15 protein-coding genes are annotated in these 17,282 nt (G+C 37.3%); 3 read left to right on the forward strand and 12 right to left on the reverse strand.

Features of this window, described 5'->3' with window-relative positions; translation table 11 throughout:
- Positions 1 to 25 precede the first annotated feature (25 nt).
- From H5084_RS15470 to sdhC, 10 genes are all read right to left on the reverse strand, one after another.
- Complete coding sequence (locus tag H5084_RS15470) at positions 26 to 508, reverse strand: hypothetical protein (RefSeq protein WP_182691325.1); 483 nt, start codon at positions 506 to 508, stop codon at positions 26 to 28.
- A 503-nt stretch (positions 509 to 1,011) separates the two neighbouring features.
- Complete coding sequence (locus tag H5084_RS15475) at positions 1,012 to 1,545, reverse strand: PEP-CTERM sorting domain-containing protein (RefSeq protein ID WP_182691327.1); 534 nt, start codon at positions 1,543 to 1,545, stop codon at positions 1,012 to 1,014.
- A 1,270-nt stretch (positions 1,546 to 2,815) separates the two neighbouring features.
- Positions 2,816 to 3,688 carry a succinate--CoA ligase subunit alpha gene (gene sucD, locus H5084_RS15480; protein ID WP_028866930.1) on the reverse strand — a complete coding sequence of 291 codons (873 nt, stop codon included), beginning with the start codon at positions 3,686 to 3,688 and terminating at the stop codon, positions 2,816 to 2,818.
- A complete protein-coding gene (gene sucC, locus H5084_RS15485) occupies positions 3,688 to 4,854 on the reverse strand; it encodes an ADP-forming succinate--CoA ligase subunit beta (RefSeq protein WP_028866931.1) in 1,167 nt (388 codons plus the stop codon). Before sucC ends, sucD begins: the two co-directional genes overlap by 1 nt.
- A 118-nt stretch (positions 4,855 to 4,972) precedes the next feature.
- Complete coding sequence (gene odhB / locus H5084_RS15490) at positions 4,973 to 6,139, reverse strand: 2-oxoglutarate dehydrogenase complex dihydrolipoyllysine-residue succinyltransferase (RefSeq protein ID WP_220485985.1); 1,167 nt, start codon at positions 6,137 to 6,139, stop codon at positions 4,973 to 4,975.
- A 54-nt stretch (positions 6,140 to 6,193) separates the two neighbouring features.
- Entirely contained in the window at positions 6,194 to 9,004 is a 2,811-nt protein-coding gene (sucA, locus tag H5084_RS15495; protein ID WP_182691329.1) for a 2-oxoglutarate dehydrogenase E1 component, read from the reverse strand.
- Positions 9,005 to 9,055: 51 nt separating this feature from the next.
- Entirely contained in the window at positions 9,056 to 9,769 is a 714-nt protein-coding gene (locus H5084_RS15500; protein ID WP_182691331.1) for a succinate dehydrogenase iron-sulfur subunit, read from the reverse strand.
- 14 nt (positions 9,770 to 9,783) lie between these two features.
- A complete protein-coding gene (gene sdhA / locus H5084_RS15505; protein WP_028866935.1) occupies positions 9,784 to 11,550 on the reverse strand; it encodes a succinate dehydrogenase flavoprotein subunit in 1,767 nt (588 codons plus the stop codon).
- Positions 11,551 to 11,895: a succinate dehydrogenase, hydrophobic membrane anchor protein gene (sdhD, locus tag H5084_RS15510; RefSeq protein WP_166372946.1), complete on the reverse strand. Its 345-nt coding sequence runs from the start codon at positions 11,893 to 11,895 to the stop codon at positions 11,551 to 11,553. It abuts the gene before it with no gap.
- Positions 11,889 to 12,263 (reverse strand): succinate dehydrogenase, cytochrome b556 subunit, encoded by a 375-nt coding sequence (gene sdhC / locus H5084_RS15515; protein WP_028866937.1) that lies wholly within the window; start codon positions 12,261 to 12,263, stop codon positions 11,889 to 11,891. Before sdhC ends, sdhD begins: the two co-directional genes overlap by 7 nt.
- Before the next feature lie 398 nt (positions 12,264 to 12,661).
- On the opposite strand from sdhC, the gene gltA reads away from it, so the two are divergent.
- Positions 12,662 to 13,939: a citrate synthase gene (gene gltA / locus H5084_RS15520; protein ID WP_182691333.1), complete on the forward strand. Its 1,278-nt coding sequence runs from the start codon at positions 12,662 to 12,664 to the stop codon at positions 13,937 to 13,939.
- Between the two features lie 139 nt (positions 13,940 to 14,078).
- Here the strand turns inward: gltA and H5084_RS15525 are convergent, their stop codons facing one another.
- Positions 14,079 to 14,681: a hypothetical protein gene (locus H5084_RS15525; protein WP_182691335.1), complete on the reverse strand. Its 603-nt coding sequence runs from the start codon at positions 14,679 to 14,681 to the stop codon at positions 14,079 to 14,081.
- A gap of 363 nt (positions 14,682 to 15,044) precedes the next feature.
- Here H5084_RS15525 and aat point away from each other — a divergent pair, with 363 nt between their 5' ends.
- Positions 15,045 to 15,761 (forward strand): leucyl/phenylalanyl-tRNA--protein transferase, encoded by a 717-nt coding sequence (aat, locus tag H5084_RS15530; RefSeq protein WP_182691337.1) that lies wholly within the window; start codon positions 15,045 to 15,047, stop codon positions 15,759 to 15,761.
- Positions 15,762 to 16,033: 272 nt separating this feature from the next.
- On the opposite strand, the gene H5084_RS15535 is transcribed toward aat, so the two are convergent.
- Positions 16,034 to 16,438: a CBS domain-containing protein gene (locus H5084_RS15535; protein WP_028866941.1), complete on the reverse strand. Its 405-nt coding sequence runs from the start codon at positions 16,436 to 16,438 to the stop codon at positions 16,034 to 16,036.
- A 138-nt stretch (positions 16,439 to 16,576) separates the two neighbouring features.
- Between H5084_RS15535 and H5084_RS15540 the strand changes: the two genes are divergently transcribed.
- A complete protein-coding gene (locus H5084_RS15540; protein ID WP_182691339.1) occupies positions 16,577 to 17,122 on the forward strand; it encodes a DUF2058 domain-containing protein in 546 nt (181 codons plus the stop codon).
- Positions 17,123 to 17,282: the final 160 nt, after the last annotated feature.

Genomic DNA, 17,282 nt, shown 5'->3' on the forward strand with positions numbered 1-17,282 from the left:
TTTAACCCTTTAACCCTTTAACCCTTTAACCCTTTAACCGGGAGCAGGAATACACTTCACCATAAGCAGTAGATTTAACCGTTAATGTTGAAGCAGTTAATGCTAATACCTTACCTGATTCGTTAATACTATCTGGCAAAATATCATTAAAATTAAAAAAGTTATTTAGTTGTGGATGACTCACATTGGTGAAGTCAATCTCAGTGGATGACATAACAAGTTGATCACCTTTTAACTGCCATGACGATTTATCGGTTTCATTAAATGTCAATTCAGGCATACCTGGAATCTTCAGCAATACAGTACCAGAGCCACTCGACTTGCCTTGCTTAGCATAATTTATGTTATAGCTGACCTTAACTTTCATCTTGGTATTTGGCTCTTCTGTTTGGTGCTGGCAGCGCCAATGACCAATCATGTTATTTTCATTAATCTTACTGACTTCAGCGGCGAAAGTAGGTATTGCAACTGTAAATGCCAATAGTGGTAATAATTTCGTTAAATTCATTTTTCTATCCCAATTTTTACAGTTAATATGCAGTGCGATGATAGCCTAGAAGCCTATTAGTAGCTACTGTCGCCAATAACGCGTTTTAAACTCAACTTCACATCCCCAACTCCACATATAGATAACGAATATTTCATTATCTAGATAGGTTAAATTATAAAGTATCGATGATTTATATAGTCAAAAGAAAACTATTGAGTTTAGAACGGCGCTTCTACAAACAAGTTATGAAAAAAAGTTTATAACGTAAAAGCAGTATAAATAGCAACACTGACTCACTTTGCTTATCTCTATGGAGTTTATCTAGTAAAAATAGTAATACTAATTATCTACTAGATAGCGAGTCAATGTTGTTGGTAACAATAGCCATTGCTAAGAATAAATAGGAAAGATTTACAACACAAAGCCGTCTCCTACACTCGCATAATAAGTTTTTAACTATTAATAAAAAGCCCCGTTAAAATAACGAGGCTTTCTTGATGCAGAGGTAACTACTCTTGAATTTATTTTTGTAATTGACGTTGGCGGCGAACAGCTAAACCTGCAATCGCAAGTCCAAATAGTAACATCGTCGCAGGCGCAGGTACTTGTACTGTTAAGGTTGATTTTCCGACATAGAAGTCACCCAATAAAGATGACACTACAATATCAAGTAAACCATCAGCATTCAAAGCACCTAAAGCATTAACTTCTAATGCACCAGAGAAACCATTATTGAATGTGATGGCACCGGTATCAAAGTCAAAATCTTCAACGGTAAATAAAATAACTTCTGGCACTAACCCCTCGAAAAAACCATCATTATCATCTGTAACTTCTACTTCTAGGAACCCACTAAAAGCACTTCCTAAAGTAAACGCTCCAGTTTGATTTAAACCATCATTTAAATTGTGCTGATAAGTATGCGATCCCCACCAACCAACAAATTGATTTTGTTCTACTGTATCTACGATTGTACCGGCAAAAGTACTTGCACTAAACAATAGTCCTATCGCTAATCCCATTTTTTTTATGTTTGAAAGTTTAAACATGTCCATATTCCACCCCTATCCCATTAATGTAAGAAAGAAAAACTTAAGAAAAAAGCATATATATCAGATATATCAGATATATACATAACTGGTATTAGACTTGATAAAGCATCAAATATGCCAAACCAAGAATCTCCATATTTAACAGATAGATACAGGTTTTTATGGGCCTATTTAATAAAAAATGTAAAGAAAATCAACATATTGTTAATTCAGTATCATTAAAGGTGAATAATGAATGAAACAAAACATTCAAAAAAGGGGAAATGACATTATAAAATAAAAGACAAAATTTAAAAAAGTCATTTACATAAATAGAAAGGGATATTTTAAAAAACTAACAGTTAATTTAAAACATAATATTAAAATAGAATGCAAGCTATTGATGTATTTAACAATAATAATTTCGTAAAAAATTAATTACTAACTCATAAGTAATGCAAGATTTCCCGACATATTATTTGAACTTAATTGTTGGATAGAATGAAATCAGTTCGAATTACTCAATTCTAAATAGATTGAAAGCATTATTAACAATAAATTGAATCGAAGGTTTTCTTTATTGTATTTCGCAATAATTAATTACTTTAAGAAACGATCGTCCATTTTGCGTAAACTGTACGCGAGCTTTTCAATGAGATCGAATGTGGCTTAATGGTTCAGTTGTCATATCTTTAAAATTACTGTTTATTGAAGAAGGCTGGGATTCAGATCATAAGTACATAACTTAAAATTTTTATAAAAACAAACAGGGAGTCACTGGGCTTGTATTGTGAATAAATACGATAGGAAACTTTATTAGAAGACTATTAGCCTGATGCTACGTAAGCTGCTGTGTAAAGAGCTATGTAAAGAGTTATGCTAGATGCAATGTTTTGCTACCTTTTTAGCCAATAACTACGTCAGTCACTCTATACAAAACGTCAACAATATCAATTAACCTTTAATGGGTTTATACAGAAATATTATACCAGAACAGCTTCATTAAGTTTAAACGCAAGGAATAGAATTTAAATTTTAGATATAAAAAAGCCCCGCTATTAAAGCGAGGCTTATATTGTGAGTCAACACAGTAAGAAATCTCGTTAAGAGATTACCAACCAGTTACTTCACGTAGTGCTTTACTGAAATAAACAGCTGCTAGAGATTTAATCATTTTTATGCTTATATCTGTTGTTCTAATGCAACTCACAATAAATAACTGCCATAAAAAAGCCCCGCTATTAAAGCGAGGCTTATATTGTGAGTCAACACAGTAAGAAATCTCGTTAAGAGATTACCAACCAGTTACTTCACGTAGTGCTTTACCGATATCAGCAAGTGATTTAGTCGTTTTCACGCCTGCATCTTCTAATGCTTTAAATTTATCTTCTGCAGTACCTTTACCGCCAGCGATAATCGCACCAGCATGCCCCATACGCTTACCAGCAGGTGCAGTAACACCAGCGATGTAAGAAACAACAGGTTTAGTTACGTTTGCTTTAATAAATGCAGCCGCTTCCTCTTCCGCAGTACCACCGATTTCACCAATCATTACAATTGCTTCAGTTTCAGGATCTTCTTGGAATAATTTTAGAATATCGATGAAGCTAGAACCAGGAATTGGATCGCCACCAATACCAACACAAGTAGATTGACCAAAACCTTCGTCTGTAGTTTGTTTAACGGCTTCATAAGTTAATGTACCAGAACGCGATACGATACCTACTTTACCTTTTTTATGAATGTGGCCTGGCATAATACCGATTTTACATTCATCAGGTGTGATTACACCAGGACAGTTAGGACCGATCATCACAACACCTTCTTGATCTAGTTTGATTTTAACTGCAACTAAATCTAGTGTAGGAATACCTTCCGTAATAGTAACGATTAATTTAATGCCTGCATCAATCGCTTCTAAAATAGCATCTTTACAAAATGGAGCTGGTACATAAATAACCGATGCTGTCGCACCCGTTTCTTCTACAGCTTCACGTACTGTATTAAATACAGGTAAGCCTAAATGTACTTGTCCGCCTTTACCAGGTGAAACACCACCGACCATTTTTGTACCGTATTCAAGCGCTTGCTCTGAGTGGAAAGTACCTTGACCACCAGTGAAACCCTGACAAATTACTTTAGTGTCTTTATTAATTAAAATACTCATTATTTTCCACCTACCGCTTTAACAGACTGCTGAGCAGCATCTGTTAATGATGTTGCTGCAATAATATTAAGACCAGACTCTGCTAAGATCTTACGACCCAATTCTGCATTGTTACCTTCTAAACGAACGATAACAGGAACAGAAACACCTACTTCAGCTACTGCGCCAATAACACCTTCTGCGATTAAATCACAACGTACGATACCGCCAAAGATATTAACTAAAACAGCTTTAACTTTGTCATCAGAAAGGATGATTTTGAATGCTTCTGTAACACGTTCTTTAGTTGCACCGCCGCCAACATCCAAGAAGTTCGCCGGATTGCCACCATGTAGGTTAACCATATCCATGGTACCCATAGCAAGGCCTGCACCATTAACCATACAGCCGATATTGCCATCAAGTGCTACATAGTTAAGTTCCCACTGAGCAGCATGCATTTCACGTGCATCGTCTTGTGTTGTATCATTGATAGCTTGAAGTGCTTTTTGACGGTACATTGCATTTGAGTCAATAGTAATTTTGCCATCTAAACAGATTAGGTCATCTGAACCTGTCACTACTAATGGGTTAATTTCTAATAACGCTAAATCTTTATCTTCAAAAATAGTTGCAAGGCCTAAGAAAATCTTAGTGAATTGACCAATTTGCTTACCAGATAAACCTAATTTAAATGCTAATTCGCGACCTTGGTACGCTTGTGCGCCAACCAAAGGGTCGATCATAACAGTATGGATTAGTTCAGGTGTTTCTTCTGCAACTTTCTCAATTTCAACGCCGCCTTCAGTAGACGCCATGAAAGTAACACGTTGTGAAGCACGGTCAATTACCGCACCTAAATAAAGCTCATTAGCAATGTCACTACATTCTTCTAATAATAATTTGTTAACTGGCTGACCATTTGCGTCTGTTTGGTAAGTCACTAAGTTTTGACCTAACCATTTATGAGCGAATTCACGAATACCGTCTTTTGAATCAACTAACTGTACGCCACCCGCTTTACCACGACCGCCCGCATGTACCTGACATTTAATAACCCAACGTTCGCCACCTAATTTAGATGCAGCATTCACCGCATCTTCAGCGCTGTCGCAAGCGACACCATTAGGAACCGGTAAACCGTATTCTTTAAATAATTGTTTTGCCTGATATTCATGCAAATTCATGATTTATTTCCATCTGTTTAGTTAAACTTAATAGCCCGAAAGCCGTGAGTGTAAAAACAATTTTTTTGTGGCTGTTTAACAATATAAACAGCCAATCGACTATTTTTAAAAATCGATATTAAACGTCTAGTAATAGACGTGTTGGATCTTCAAGTAGTTCTTTGATTGTTACTAAGAATCCTACTGATTCTTTACCGTCAATTAAACGATGATCGTATGAAAGTGCTAGGTACATCATAGGTAAAATTTTCACTTCACCATTAATGGCCATTGGGCGGTCTTGGATTTTATGCATACCTAAGATAGCCGCTTGTGGTGGGTTAATAATTGGCGTTGAAAGCAGTGAACCAAATACACCACCGTTAGTAACCGTAAAGTTACCGCCCATCATTTCGTCAACCGTTAATTTGCCGTCACGACCTTTGATAGCAAGCTCACGAATGCCCTTTTCAATGTCAGCAACACTTAAAGTATCTGTATCACGTAAAACAGGTGTTACAAGACCACGTGGTGTTGATACAGCAATACTGATATCAAAGAAGTTGTGGTAAACGATATCAGTACCGTCAATTGCAGCATTGACTTCTGGGTAACGTTTAAGCGCTTCAGTCACAGCTTTGATGTAGAAAGACATGAACCCTAAACGGATACCATGTTTTTTCTCGAACACTTCTTGGTACTGCTTACGAAGATCCATGATTGGTTTCATGTTTACTTCATTGAATGTGGTTAACATTGCCGTCGAGTTTTTAGCTTCTAATAGACGCTCAGCAACACGCTTACGCAAACGAGTCATCGGTACGCGCTTGTCACTGCGTGCAGCAACAGCAGCAACGATATCAACTTTAGGTGCCGTTTCACTTTTGTTTTTAGACGTACGGAAGTTATCTACATCTTCACGCGTGATAACACCACCTTTACCAGATCCTTTGATATCACGTGCATCAATGCCTTCTTCAAGCATTAAACGACGTACAGATGGGCTTGCATCAGCAGTTGCTGCAGGCGCTTCAGCTGGAGCAACTTCTTCTTTAGCTGCAGCAGGTGCATCTGCTTCTTCTAATTTAGCTAATAATTGCTTAGAAAGTACGGTTGCACCTTCATCTTCAATTATTTCTTTTAAGATACCTGATGCTGTAGCAGGTACTTCTAAAACAACTTTATCGGTTTCGATTTCAACTAATACTTCATCACGCTCAACGAAGTCGCCAGGTTGTTTGTGCCAAGTTGCTACAGTTGCATCTGCAACTGATTCTGGAAGTTCTGGAACTAATACTTCAATCATAATTAACGCTTCCTACAATAATAATTTTCTTCAATAAATTCGATTTAATTTTGATTACTGTTCATCAAAACCAAGTGCTTCGTTCACTAATGCTTTTTGTTGCTTAACATGTAGAGACATATAACCAACCGCCGTTGATGCTGATGCTGCACGACCTGCATAATGCAGCGTAGCGCCTTCAGGCATGACAGTACGGAAATTATGTTGACTACAGTACCAAGCGCCCTGATTTTGAGGCTCTTCTTGACACCAAATAAACTCAGTTACATGCGCATATTGCTCAAGTAAATCATTTACTTCATCCGTAGGGAATGGGTATAGCTGTTCGATTCGTATAATCGCAATATGGTTTAATTCTTCAGCACGACGTTTTTCTAAAAGTTCGTAGTAAACTTTACCACTACATAGAACAATTCGAGTCACTGCTTCAGGGTTTAATTCATCCACTTCACCAATTGCATTTAAGAATGTACCTGATGCTAATTCATCTAAGCTAGAAACCGCTAATGGATGACGTAACAATGATTTAGGTGACATAACAATTAATGGGCGACGCATTGAACGAATTACTTGGCGACGTAACATGTGGTAAACCTGAGCAGGTGTTGAAGGAACACATACTTGCATATTATGCTCAGCACACAATTGTAAGAAACGCTCTAAACGAGCAGAAGAATGCTCTGGACCTTGACCTTCATAACCATGTGGTAATAAAACAGTCAGACCACACATACGGCCCCACTTCTGTTCACCTGATGATAAGAATTGGTCAAATACAACTTGAGCACCATTTGCAAAGTCACCAAACTGCGCTTCCCAAATACATAAACCTTTAGGTGCACCAGTTGAGTAACCATATTCAAAAGCAAGTACCGCTTCTTCAGATAGCACTGAATCATAAACATCAAAGTGACCTTGATCATCAGAGATATTATGTAGAGGAGTATAACGTTTAGCTTCCGATTGCTCATGCAATACAGCATGGCGATGGAAGAAGGTACCACGAGCAGAATCTTGACCTACCAAACGAATGTTATACTTAGAGTCTAACAAGGTCGCATAAGCTAAGTTTTCGGCAAAACCCCAATCAAGTAGCTTTTCACCACGGGCCATCGCCTGACGGTCATTGTAGATTTTCGCAATACGTGAATGTTGTTTCTGATCTTCTGGATAATGACTAATAGATTCCGCTAATTCCACTAAACGTTGTTTTTGGAAACCCGCTTCGTAGGGTAAATCCCAGTCATGTTTTAGGTAAGGAGACCAATCTATTGAATTGCCTTGCATCGATTGCCATTCTTTAACCACACACTCGCCATTATCTAAGGCATCACGGTAATCAGCAACAAGCTGTTTAGCAAAACCTTCTGCAATCACACCTTCACTTTCAAGTTGCTTGCTATAGATATCACGTGGCGTAGGATGTTTTTTGATTTTCTGGTACATCAATGGCTGTGTTGCACTTGGTTCATCAGCTTCGTTATGGCCATGACGACGGTAACAAACTAAATCAATAACAACATCACGCTTGAATTTATTACGGAAATCAATTGCGATATGTGCCGCTTGCATGACTGCTTCAGGATCATCACCATTAACATGGAAAATGGGTGCTTGGACCATTTTAGCAATATCAGTACAGTAACGCGTTGAGCGAGTATCTTCAGGGTTTGAAGTAGTGAAACCAACTTGGTTATTGATAACGATACGGATAGTACCACTTACTTTAAATGCACGTGCTTGTGACATATTGAATGTCTCTTGCACAACACCTTGACCAGCAATAGCAGAGTCACCGTGAATAGTAATAGGTAAAACACTTTCACCAATACTATTTAATCGCTCTTGACGAGCTCGAACCGAGCCTAAGACTACAGGGTTAACAATTTCTAAGTGTGAAGGGTTAAATGCTAATGATAAATGTACATTACCTTTAGCCGTTTTAAAATCACTACTAAAACCTTGATGATATTTAACATCACTTGAGCCATCTATATTGGCATGTTTACCAGCAAACTCATTAAACAAATCAGCGGGTTTTTTACCTAATACGTTAACTAGCACGTTTAAACGACCACGGTGCGCCATTCCAATTACAACTTCATGTGCACCTTGCTCGCCCGAACGTCTAATGACTTCTTTAAGCATAGGGACAAAAGAATCACCACCTTCTAAAGAGAAACGTTTTGCACCAGGGAATTTAGCACCGATGTAACGCTCAAGTCCTTCTGCTGCAGTCAACTCTTCTAAAAATCGATTTTTAGCTTCGTTGCTGAACGATGGGCGACTTTCACATGACTCAATACGGTTTTGGATCCAACGCTTTTCATCAGTATTCGTGATGTGCATGTATTCCACACCCAACGAACCACAATAAGTACGTTTAAGTGATGCAATAAGATCCTTTAACACCATCGTTTCATTGCCAGCAGCAAATGAACCGACATTGAAATTAGCATCTAAATCAGAACCAGTAAGTTCATGATAGAAAGGGTCTAACTCTTTAACTGATTCAGTTTTAACTAAACCAAGAGGATCTAAGTTAGCGATTTCATGTCCACGGTTACGGTAAGCACCGATTAATTGTAACACTTTGACTTGTTTTGCATCATTGTGAACAGCACCATCTGGTGGTGTGAAACATTTTGGCCCTTTAGCCGCAAGTTTCATTTGTTCACGGATAATTGAATGACGCTCCTCAGGAGCATCAGTCACACTTGGTAACTCATCAAAGACTTCACGCCAATTAGCGTCCACAGCAAGTGGATCCTCTAAATACAATTCGTAAATGTCTTCGATATAAGTAGAATTTGCCCCGGAAAGATGCGATGAGGCTAACCAAGTTTCCATAACATTAGTTGGCATTAAAATTCCTTATTCTTTATTAATGTTTAATTAATAATAATTATTTAGTAATTAAACTGCGCGTTGTAATAACATAGATTTAATTTTACCAATCGCTTTGGTCGGATTTAATCCTTTCGGACAAACACTCACGCAGTTCATGATACCGTGACAACGAAAAACACTGAAAGCATCATCTAAATTCGACAAGCGTTCTTCAGTTGCACTATCTCGACTATCGATAAGGAAACGGTAGGCAGCTAATAAACCAGCTGGACCAATAAACTTATCAGGATTCCACCAGAATGAAGGACAAGAGGTTGAACAACAAGCACATAAAATACACTCGTATAAACCATCTAATTTTTCACGCTCTTCAGGAGATTGTTTGAACTCTCCAGCAGGCGGTATAGTGCCATCTGTAATTAAAAATGGCTTTACTTTTTCATACTGAGTATAAAATTGTGTCATATCGATCACTAAATCACGTACCACTGGTAAACCAGGTAGTGGACGAAGAACAATTTTTCCTGCAGAAAGTAAATCAGAAATAGGCGTAATACACGCTAATGCATTTTTACCATTAATATTTAAACCATCGCTACCACAAACACCTTCACGGCATGAGCGACGGAATGACAATGACTTATCTTGCTCTTTTAATGCAATTAAAGCATCAAGCACCATCATGTCAGAGCCTTCAGGTATTTCTAATGACATCTCTTTCATTGAAGGTTTGTCATCAACATCAGGGTTGTAGCGATAAACAGAAAATGTAACATTCATATTATAAAACCTTCTTAGTAAACACGTGCTTTAGGTGGGAAAGCTTCACGTAGTACTGGCGCCATATTAACGTCACGTTTACACATACTTTCTGTTTCAGGATTGAAGATACTATGGTGTAACCAATTTGCATCATCACGATCAGGGAAGTCAAAACGACTATGCGCACCACGACTTTCAGTACGGAAGTTTGCCGCTAAAGCAGTTGAAAAAGCAGTTTCCATTAAGTTATCTAATTCTAAACACTCAATGCGATTTGTATTAAACTCGCTGCTCTTATCGCTTAACTTAGCATTGTTCAAACGTTCACGTAACACGCGTAACTCGGCAAGGCCTTCAGCCATTGCAGCACCGTCTCTAAATACTGAGAAGTTATTTTGCATACATTGTTGTAGATCTTTACGAATTTGATCAGGACACTCTGTCCCCGTGCCTTTTTCCCAGCGATTGAAACGTGCTAAAGAAGCTTCAATGTTTTCTTCTGTAGGTGGCTTAGCTGTATTTTCTTTGGTTAATACTTTACCAAGATGTTTACCTGCGGCACGACCAAACACGATCAAATCAAGTAATGAGTTACCACCTAAACGGTTTGCTCCATGAACTGATACACTTGCAATTTCACCTACCGCAAATAAACCTTTCACTTCAACATCTTTACCATTTTCATCAAGCTTTAATACTTGACCATTAACCGTCGTAGGTACGCCACCCATCATGTAATGACAAGTAGGGATAATTGGAATCGGTTCATGTACAGGATCAACGTGAGCAAACGTACGTGATAATTCACAAATACCTGGCAAACGAGTTTCTAATACATCTTTACCAAGATGATCTAGTTTTAATTTAATGTGCGTGCCCCATGGACCTTCACAACCACGACCTTCACGAATTTCAATCATGATTGAACGAGCAACAACATCACGCCCCGCTAAATCTTTAGCATTAGGCGCATAACGTTCCATGAAACGTTCACCATCTTTATTTAAAAGATAACCACCTTCACCACGACACCCTTCTGTTACCAGAACACCTGCACCAGCAATACCGGTTGGGTGGAATTGCCACATTTCCATATCTTGTACCGGTACACCAGCACGTAATGCCATACCAACACCGTCACCAGTATTAATGTGAGCATTAGTCGTAGAAGCATAAATACGCCCTGCTCCACCCGTTGCTAGTACCGTAGCTTGTGCTCTAAACACACAAACTTCACCGCTTTCAATATCAATAGCAGTACAACCAACAACATCACCATCATCATTTTTCAATAAATCCAGTGCGTACCATTCAGAGAAAATAGTCGTTTTATTTTTAATGTTTTGTTGGTAAAGCGTATGCAATAAAGCATGACCTGTACGGTCAGCAGCTGCTGCAGTACGAGCAGCTTGTTCGCCACCAAATTCTTTAGATTGACCACCAAAAGGACGTTGGTAAACTGAGCCATCTTCGAAACGAGAAAAAGGTAAACCCATATTTTCAAGTTCACGAACCGCATCAGGTCCTTCGTTACACATAAACTCAATAGCATCTTGGTCGCCGATAAAATCAGAACCTTTAACCGTGTCGTACATATGCCATTGCCAGTTATCTGCATGTGCATTACCTAGCGCTACTGTAATACCACCTTGAGCAGATACAGTGTGAGAACGCGTTGGGAATACTTTAGTAATCAACGCACAGCTTTTTCCTTCCTGCGAAATAGATAATGCCGCGCGCATACCTGCACCACCAGCACCAATAACAATCGCATCAAATTCTCGAATAGGTAGACTCACTTAAACACCCCACAAAATTACAAAACCAAAAATAACGTAAGCAAATGCAACTGTTGTTAACACAAACTGTAATGTGCCACGTAATAATGTACATTTAACGTAATCTGTTAAAACTTGCCAAATACCAATCCATGCATGAACTAGCATTGCCACTAATGCCATTAACGTAAATACTTTTGTTAATGTTAGTGAGAAAAAGCCTGTCCAAACTTGATAAGTAATGTCCGCAGATGCAACAAAACCCACAAGATATAAAATGTAGGCTAATAAAATAACTGCACTGGCACGTAATAATATGTAATCGTGGACGCCGCTTCGCCCGAAAGTACCTGCAACCTTTACCATACTAAAATCCCCGCTAATATTGATAATACAGCAGTAAGGCCAAAGCCTACTTTTGCACTAAGTGATGCACTGTCCATTTCTTCCCAGTACCCTAAATCTTGTATCATATGCCTAACACCAAACACGGCATGGTAAGCAAGACCTGTTAATGATCCCCAGAAAATAAATTCAACGATAAACAAGTCTAAATAACCTTGTACACTTTGAAAATCTTGAGCTGATGATAACGAGCAGTTTAGGAGGGTAAGGAATATTGCTAATGCAATAAAAACGATGATCCCAGAAACACGATGCAGTATTGATGCTGTAGCAGTAATGGGGAATTTAACCGTGGATAGGTCTAAATTTTTAGGTCTCTCTTTGCGCACAATTTATCTCTTTATGATGGCTAAAAGTTAGGGGTTGTTTTACGGGCTCTATTGTTAGCACATTGTTAATGCTTTGTAACATCGAAACGCATTTTTTTGTGAGCTAAGTACGGTAAAATTTGCAATTAATCAATAAATACTACAATTAAAAATTTCACCCACCCAATCCTTAAGATATCAGAGGCTTGAAAGAAATTATAGCTCTTTGGATTATTAAAGATTTTATCTAATATTTGTTGCGATCTTCTCCCGCAAAGTTGCAATGTATAATTTGACAAGGTTAAATTTTGACTGTAAAAATGTGGCACCAAAAAAGCGTGTATATAAAAATAAGAGTACAAAAAGAGTACAAAGAATTTTAAAAAATATAAATAATTTTTAAAACAAGGGAGAAAATAATGTCGGACAAAGTCGCAATACTTCACTTACCAGGACAAGATCCTGTTGAACTACCTATCTTTAGTGGAACAGCTGGTAATGATGTCATTGATATTCGTAGCTTAGGAAAGACAGGCTACTTCACTTACGACCCTGGTTTCCTTGCAACAGCCTCTTGTGAGTCTGCAATAACTTTCATTGACGGTGATGAAGGGATTTTACTACACCGAGGTTATGCTATCGATGATTTAGCATACAAATCAGATTATTTAGAAGTTTGCTACTTATTACTGAACGGTCAACTACCTACTGAAAAAGAATTTGCCAAGTTCAAACACACTGTACTTCATCATACAATGTTACATGAACAACTAGTCGCATTTTACCGCGGTTTCCGTCGTGACTCTCATCCAATGGCGATTATGGTTGGTGTAGTAGGTGCTTTATCAGCTTTCTACCATGACTCCTTAGATATTACAAATGAGTCATGTCGTGAAATAGCAGCATTCCGTCTCATTTCAAAAATGCCAACTTTAGCGGCAATGAGCTACAAATATTCTATAGGTCAACCCTTCATGTACCCGGATAACACATTATCTTATGCCGGTAATTTCTTGAAGATGATGTTTGGTATTCCATGTGAACAATATGTTGTTAATCCAGTACTAGAAAGTGCAATGGACAAAATATTGATTCTTCATGCTGACCATGAACAAAATGCATCAACCTCTACTGTGCGTTTAGCCGGTTCTTCAGGTGCTAACCCATTCGCATGTATAGCAGCTGGTATTGCTTCATTATGGGGACCTGCTCACGGTGGTGCTAACGAAGCATGTTTAGAAATGTTAGAAGAGATCGGTACTGTTGATCGTATTCCTGAGTTCGTTGCAAGAGCGAAGGATAAAGATGACCCATTCCGTTTAATGGGCTTTGGACACCGCGTTTATAAAAACCATGATCCACGAGCAACGGTAATGCGTAAAACATGTCATGAAGTATTAGATGATCTGAAAATTGATGATCCACTTCTAGATGTTGCAATGGAACTAGAGCGTATTGCGCTTGAAGACCCTTACTTCATCGAGAAAAAACTTTACCCTAATGTAGACTTCTATTCAGGTATTGTTTTACGTGCTATGGGTATTCCACGTACTATGTTTACAGTAATATTCGCTGTTTCTCGTACTATTGGTTGGATTTCACATTGGAAAGAGATGTTAGATCAACCTGGGCAAAAAATTGGTCGTCCGCGTCAAATGTACACAGGTGAAGTTGATTTAAATTACCCTGAAAAATAATACGACTAGCTCATCACACTTAATGGCATAACTAAGTAGCACCGCTACAGGTCATATTCTTTTGTAAAGTGAGCAATAATGAGGGTATACAGTAGTTAATGGGTTTCATAACCTTTAATTATCTGTGTACCCTCTTTTTTTAAAGCTGTTTTGACCATTGAAGTAGTTTTTTCTTTGGATACTTCTTCATTATTTCTCGTTGAATTTGTAAACAACAACCATCACTTGAATTATTTAACTTAAGTAATCTGCGTGCATATAACGCCCTAGCCATGTCGTAACTTTTCACTGTAAAATATTTTAGTATGTAGGTTGCAGCATAAGCTTCAATTTTAATTACATCTATTTGCTTACCATGTTTATTAAAATTAATACTATTTTCAAAGTCATTTATATGGGCAAGCCCATGGATAAGAAAAGTATATTTATAAGCCTCATTCATATAACGAACATCTAAATCAGTGCTGTAGGGAATGATTTCACTTTGAATGAATATAATAGATTTAAATTCATTATCCAATTTATAGAATGTTGTCACGCTGCCTTTAATGTCGTTACAATTGCTAATGGTATTAAATGTGATTTTTGAATGTAAAATATCATCATATTTAATTCGATGTCTTATCATCAAGTCTGGAGATGGGATGCTTAAATCAGGTGTTATAACAATAGTCACTTGCCCTTTTTTTTCTTCTTTTTCCTTTCTAACTTCAAACAAGTTTTCGTAATCGATTACACTCATCAATTTGACCTTAATTTTTTAAAATGTGATAAATTTAATACACGATAACAAATAAAATAGTTAAATGTTTGAAAACCCGATTTATTGAGTAAACAACAGCTAACTGTAAAGTGATTACCTTTTTGATTACCTTAAAAACACAGCCAATAAAAAAGGTAGCCTAAGTACCGTTATGGATCCTTAATCTATTAAAATCATGTAAAATGCAGACTTTAAAATAATTACCGCCGTTATTTATAACCCGATAATGTTGAGTTGAATAACTGATCAATATAAAAATAACATTTTTTAAATTCTTGGGAATGTCATTTACTAGCAAATAAGCTAGCTTTAATTATTTTTCCCAAAACATCTAGAGAACTTATGCCGAAACAACTCACCGTATTATCCATTGACTCTATTCAATTCCCCAATCCCAACAATGCGTTAGATGATCCAGAAGGACTATTAGCAATCGGGGGTGACCTATCACCCGAACGGCTGCTTAATGCCTATCAACACGCTATTTTCCCTTGGTTTTCTGATGGCGAGCCTATTCTATGGTGGAGTCCTGCTGAAAGAGCCGTGATCCAACCACAGCAAGTGCATATAAGTAAAAGCATGGAAAAATTTATTCGCCAAACAACACTTACCGTGACGATTAATCATGTATTTAAAGACGTTGTTAAAGCCTGTGCACAGCCACGTAAAAAGCAATCTGAAACGTGGATCAGCCCAGCGATCCAAGCTGCTTATTATCAGTTACATTTGCGCGGCGTTGCACATTCAGTGGAAGTCTGGGATCAAGATGAATTAGTGGGTGGATTATATGGGGTGAATATAGGTGGCATTTTTTGTGGTGAGTCGATGTTTCATCAACAAACTAATGCATCAAAACTTGCTTTTATTGCTTTTAGCCAGCATTTTTCACGTTTTCAAGGGCAATTGATAGACTGCCAAATGATGACAGCGCATTTACAAAGTTTAGGTGTAACTGCGAACACGCGAGTAGCGTTCATTAAACAACTTGAACAATATAAAGGAACCCCGATCAATTTAACTTGCTGGAATAAACAGGTTATTAACCCAAGAGAGTCGTAACAGTTAGTCGCATTATCATTTTTATGATGAACAATACAAGTCAAAGCTTATGTTCAAAACATGAAAAAAGTGGAGTTAAACTAAGGAGAAGTTTAGATACAAAGGTAATACAAAGAAGTTAGATGGAGTTATTTACAGAATATTAGGCGCTGCCACAGTGTTTCTATTACAGTATCTTTAAGGCTTAATTTAGATTTAAATAAATCTAAAACGTGCCTAATTAGCACGTTTTATATGCACTACAACTGATGAATATTAAATGATCGCTAATATTAGTTTTGTTGTAATTGTGACTTGATTGCGCCCAGCACAACTTTTCGAGTGATCAAACCAACATAAATATTATCCTCGTCTAACACAGGATACATTTTTGGTTTTTCGTGGATCATTTTCTGTGCTAAATCTAAAATGCTTAGCGTCGAAGGGATACTCAAAGGAGCATCAGACATAACATCTTCAACCAATGCAGCATGTTCATGGTAATAACTCGCTTCAATTAACTTAGCAAGGCAATCCTGCTCAGATAACCAACCTACTACATGTCCCGACTCATCGACAACAGGCCCACCAATTAAATTAGATAATAATAATTTATCAACAGCGGCTTCTAAATTCATTCCTTTTGTGAATGCAATGCTTTTACCTGTCATAAACTGCTTAACTTGTAAATTTTTCATTATATTCAGCTCCTTGTATTTGAACATTTCCTTTATCCGACAATTCAATCTAACCCTTTTTTAAAAGAAAGTCGATATTTGAAATAATATTATATGCTAAACTATTTCCTTTATATTTCATCAGCAAAAGGTTTCGATATGGCTTCATTACAAGAGCAATTAATGAATTCAGGTTTAGTTAATAAGCAAAAAGCAAAACAAGCACAAACAGAAAAACGTCGCCAAGCAAAACAAAAGAAAAAAAAAGGGACAGTGGTTGTTTCAGACTTGCAAAAAGCAGTGCAAGAAAAAACTGAATTGCAAAGACAAAAAGACCTAGCGGATAACCAAGAAACCCAACAACAATTAGCAATAAGAGCTGCACACGGTAAATTAATCCAGATGATTGCCCAGCATTGTGAAAAAGATTACCAAGGTGAGCTAGACTACCATTTCACATATGAAAACAAAGTTAAACGCATTGCGGTAACCCCCTCTATTCAGCAAGGTTTAATTAAAGGTGCCTTTGCTATTTGTGTTTTAAATGATGAATTTTATTTAATCAATAAGGAAGCCGCTGAAAAATTACGAGCTATTGATGAGTCAGTACTTGTTGCACTACATGACCAAACTGATCACTCAGCAGAAAATGATGAAGATGACCCATATGCTGAATTTGCAATACCAGATGATTTAATGTGGTAGACAACAAAAAGATCCTTAGTAATAAGTGACATATAGAAGGTATCGACCTAGAATAACTTTTTAATAACAAAAACTATGTAAAAAGAGATAGTGCATTTATGGATTTTAAGGCTTATCAATCGCAAATCAGGACATTAATTCCGCTTCGAAATAAAGCGGA

This window comes from Psychromonas sp. SR45-3, assembly GCF_014163575.1.
In the GTDB taxonomy this organism is placed as follows: Bacteria; Pseudomonadota; Gammaproteobacteria; order Enterobacterales; family Psychromonadaceae; genus Psychromonas; species Psychromonas arctica.

Excerpts from the sequence above, each read along its gene's own strand:
- H5084_RS15470 (WP_182691325.1), bottom strand. The coding sequence starts at position 508 with ATGAATTTAACGAAATTATTACCACTATTGGCATTTACAGTTGCAATA.
- H5084_RS15475 (WP_182691327.1), bottom strand. The coding sequence starts at position 1,545 with ATGGACATGTTTAAACTTTCAAACATAAAAAAAATGGGATTAGCGATA.
- sucD (WP_028866930.1), bottom strand. The coding sequence starts at position 3,688 with ATGAGTATTTTAATTAATAAAGACACTAAAGTAATTTGTCAGGGTTTC.
- sucC (WP_028866931.1), bottom strand. The coding sequence starts at position 4,854 with ATGAATTTGCATGAATATCAGGCAAAACAATTATTTAAAGAATACGGT.
- odhB (WP_220485985.1), bottom strand. The coding sequence starts at position 6,139 with ATGATTGAAGTATTAGTTCCAGAACTTCCAGAATCAGTTGCAGATGCA.
- sucA (WP_182691329.1), bottom strand. The coding sequence starts at position 9,004 with ATGCCAACTAATGTTATGGAAACTTGGTTAGCCTCATCGCATCTTTCC.
- H5084_RS15500 (WP_182691331.1), bottom strand. The coding sequence starts at position 9,769 with ATGAATGTTACATTTTCTGTTTATCGCTACAACCCTGATGTTGATGAC.
- sdhD (WP_166372946.1), bottom strand. The coding sequence starts at position 11,895 with ATGGTAAAGGTTGCAGGTACTTTCGGGCGAAGCGGCGTCCACGATTAC.
- gltA (WP_182691333.1), top strand. The coding sequence starts at position 12,662 with ATGTCGGACAAAGTCGCAATACTTCACTTACCAGGACAAGATCCTGTT.
- H5084_RS15525 (WP_182691335.1), bottom strand. The coding sequence starts at position 14,681 with ATGAGTGTAATCGATTACGAAAACTTGTTTGAAGTTAGAAAGGAAAAA.
- aat (WP_182691337.1), top strand. The coding sequence starts at position 15,045 with ATGCCGAAACAACTCACCGTATTATCCATTGACTCTATTCAATTCCCC.
- H5084_RS15535 (WP_028866941.1), bottom strand. The coding sequence starts at position 16,438 with ATGAAAAATTTACAAGTTAAGCAGTTTATGACAGGTAAAAGCATTGCA.
- H5084_RS15540 (WP_182691339.1), top strand. The coding sequence starts at position 16,577 with ATGGCTTCATTACAAGAGCAATTAATGAATTCAGGTTTAGTTAATAAG.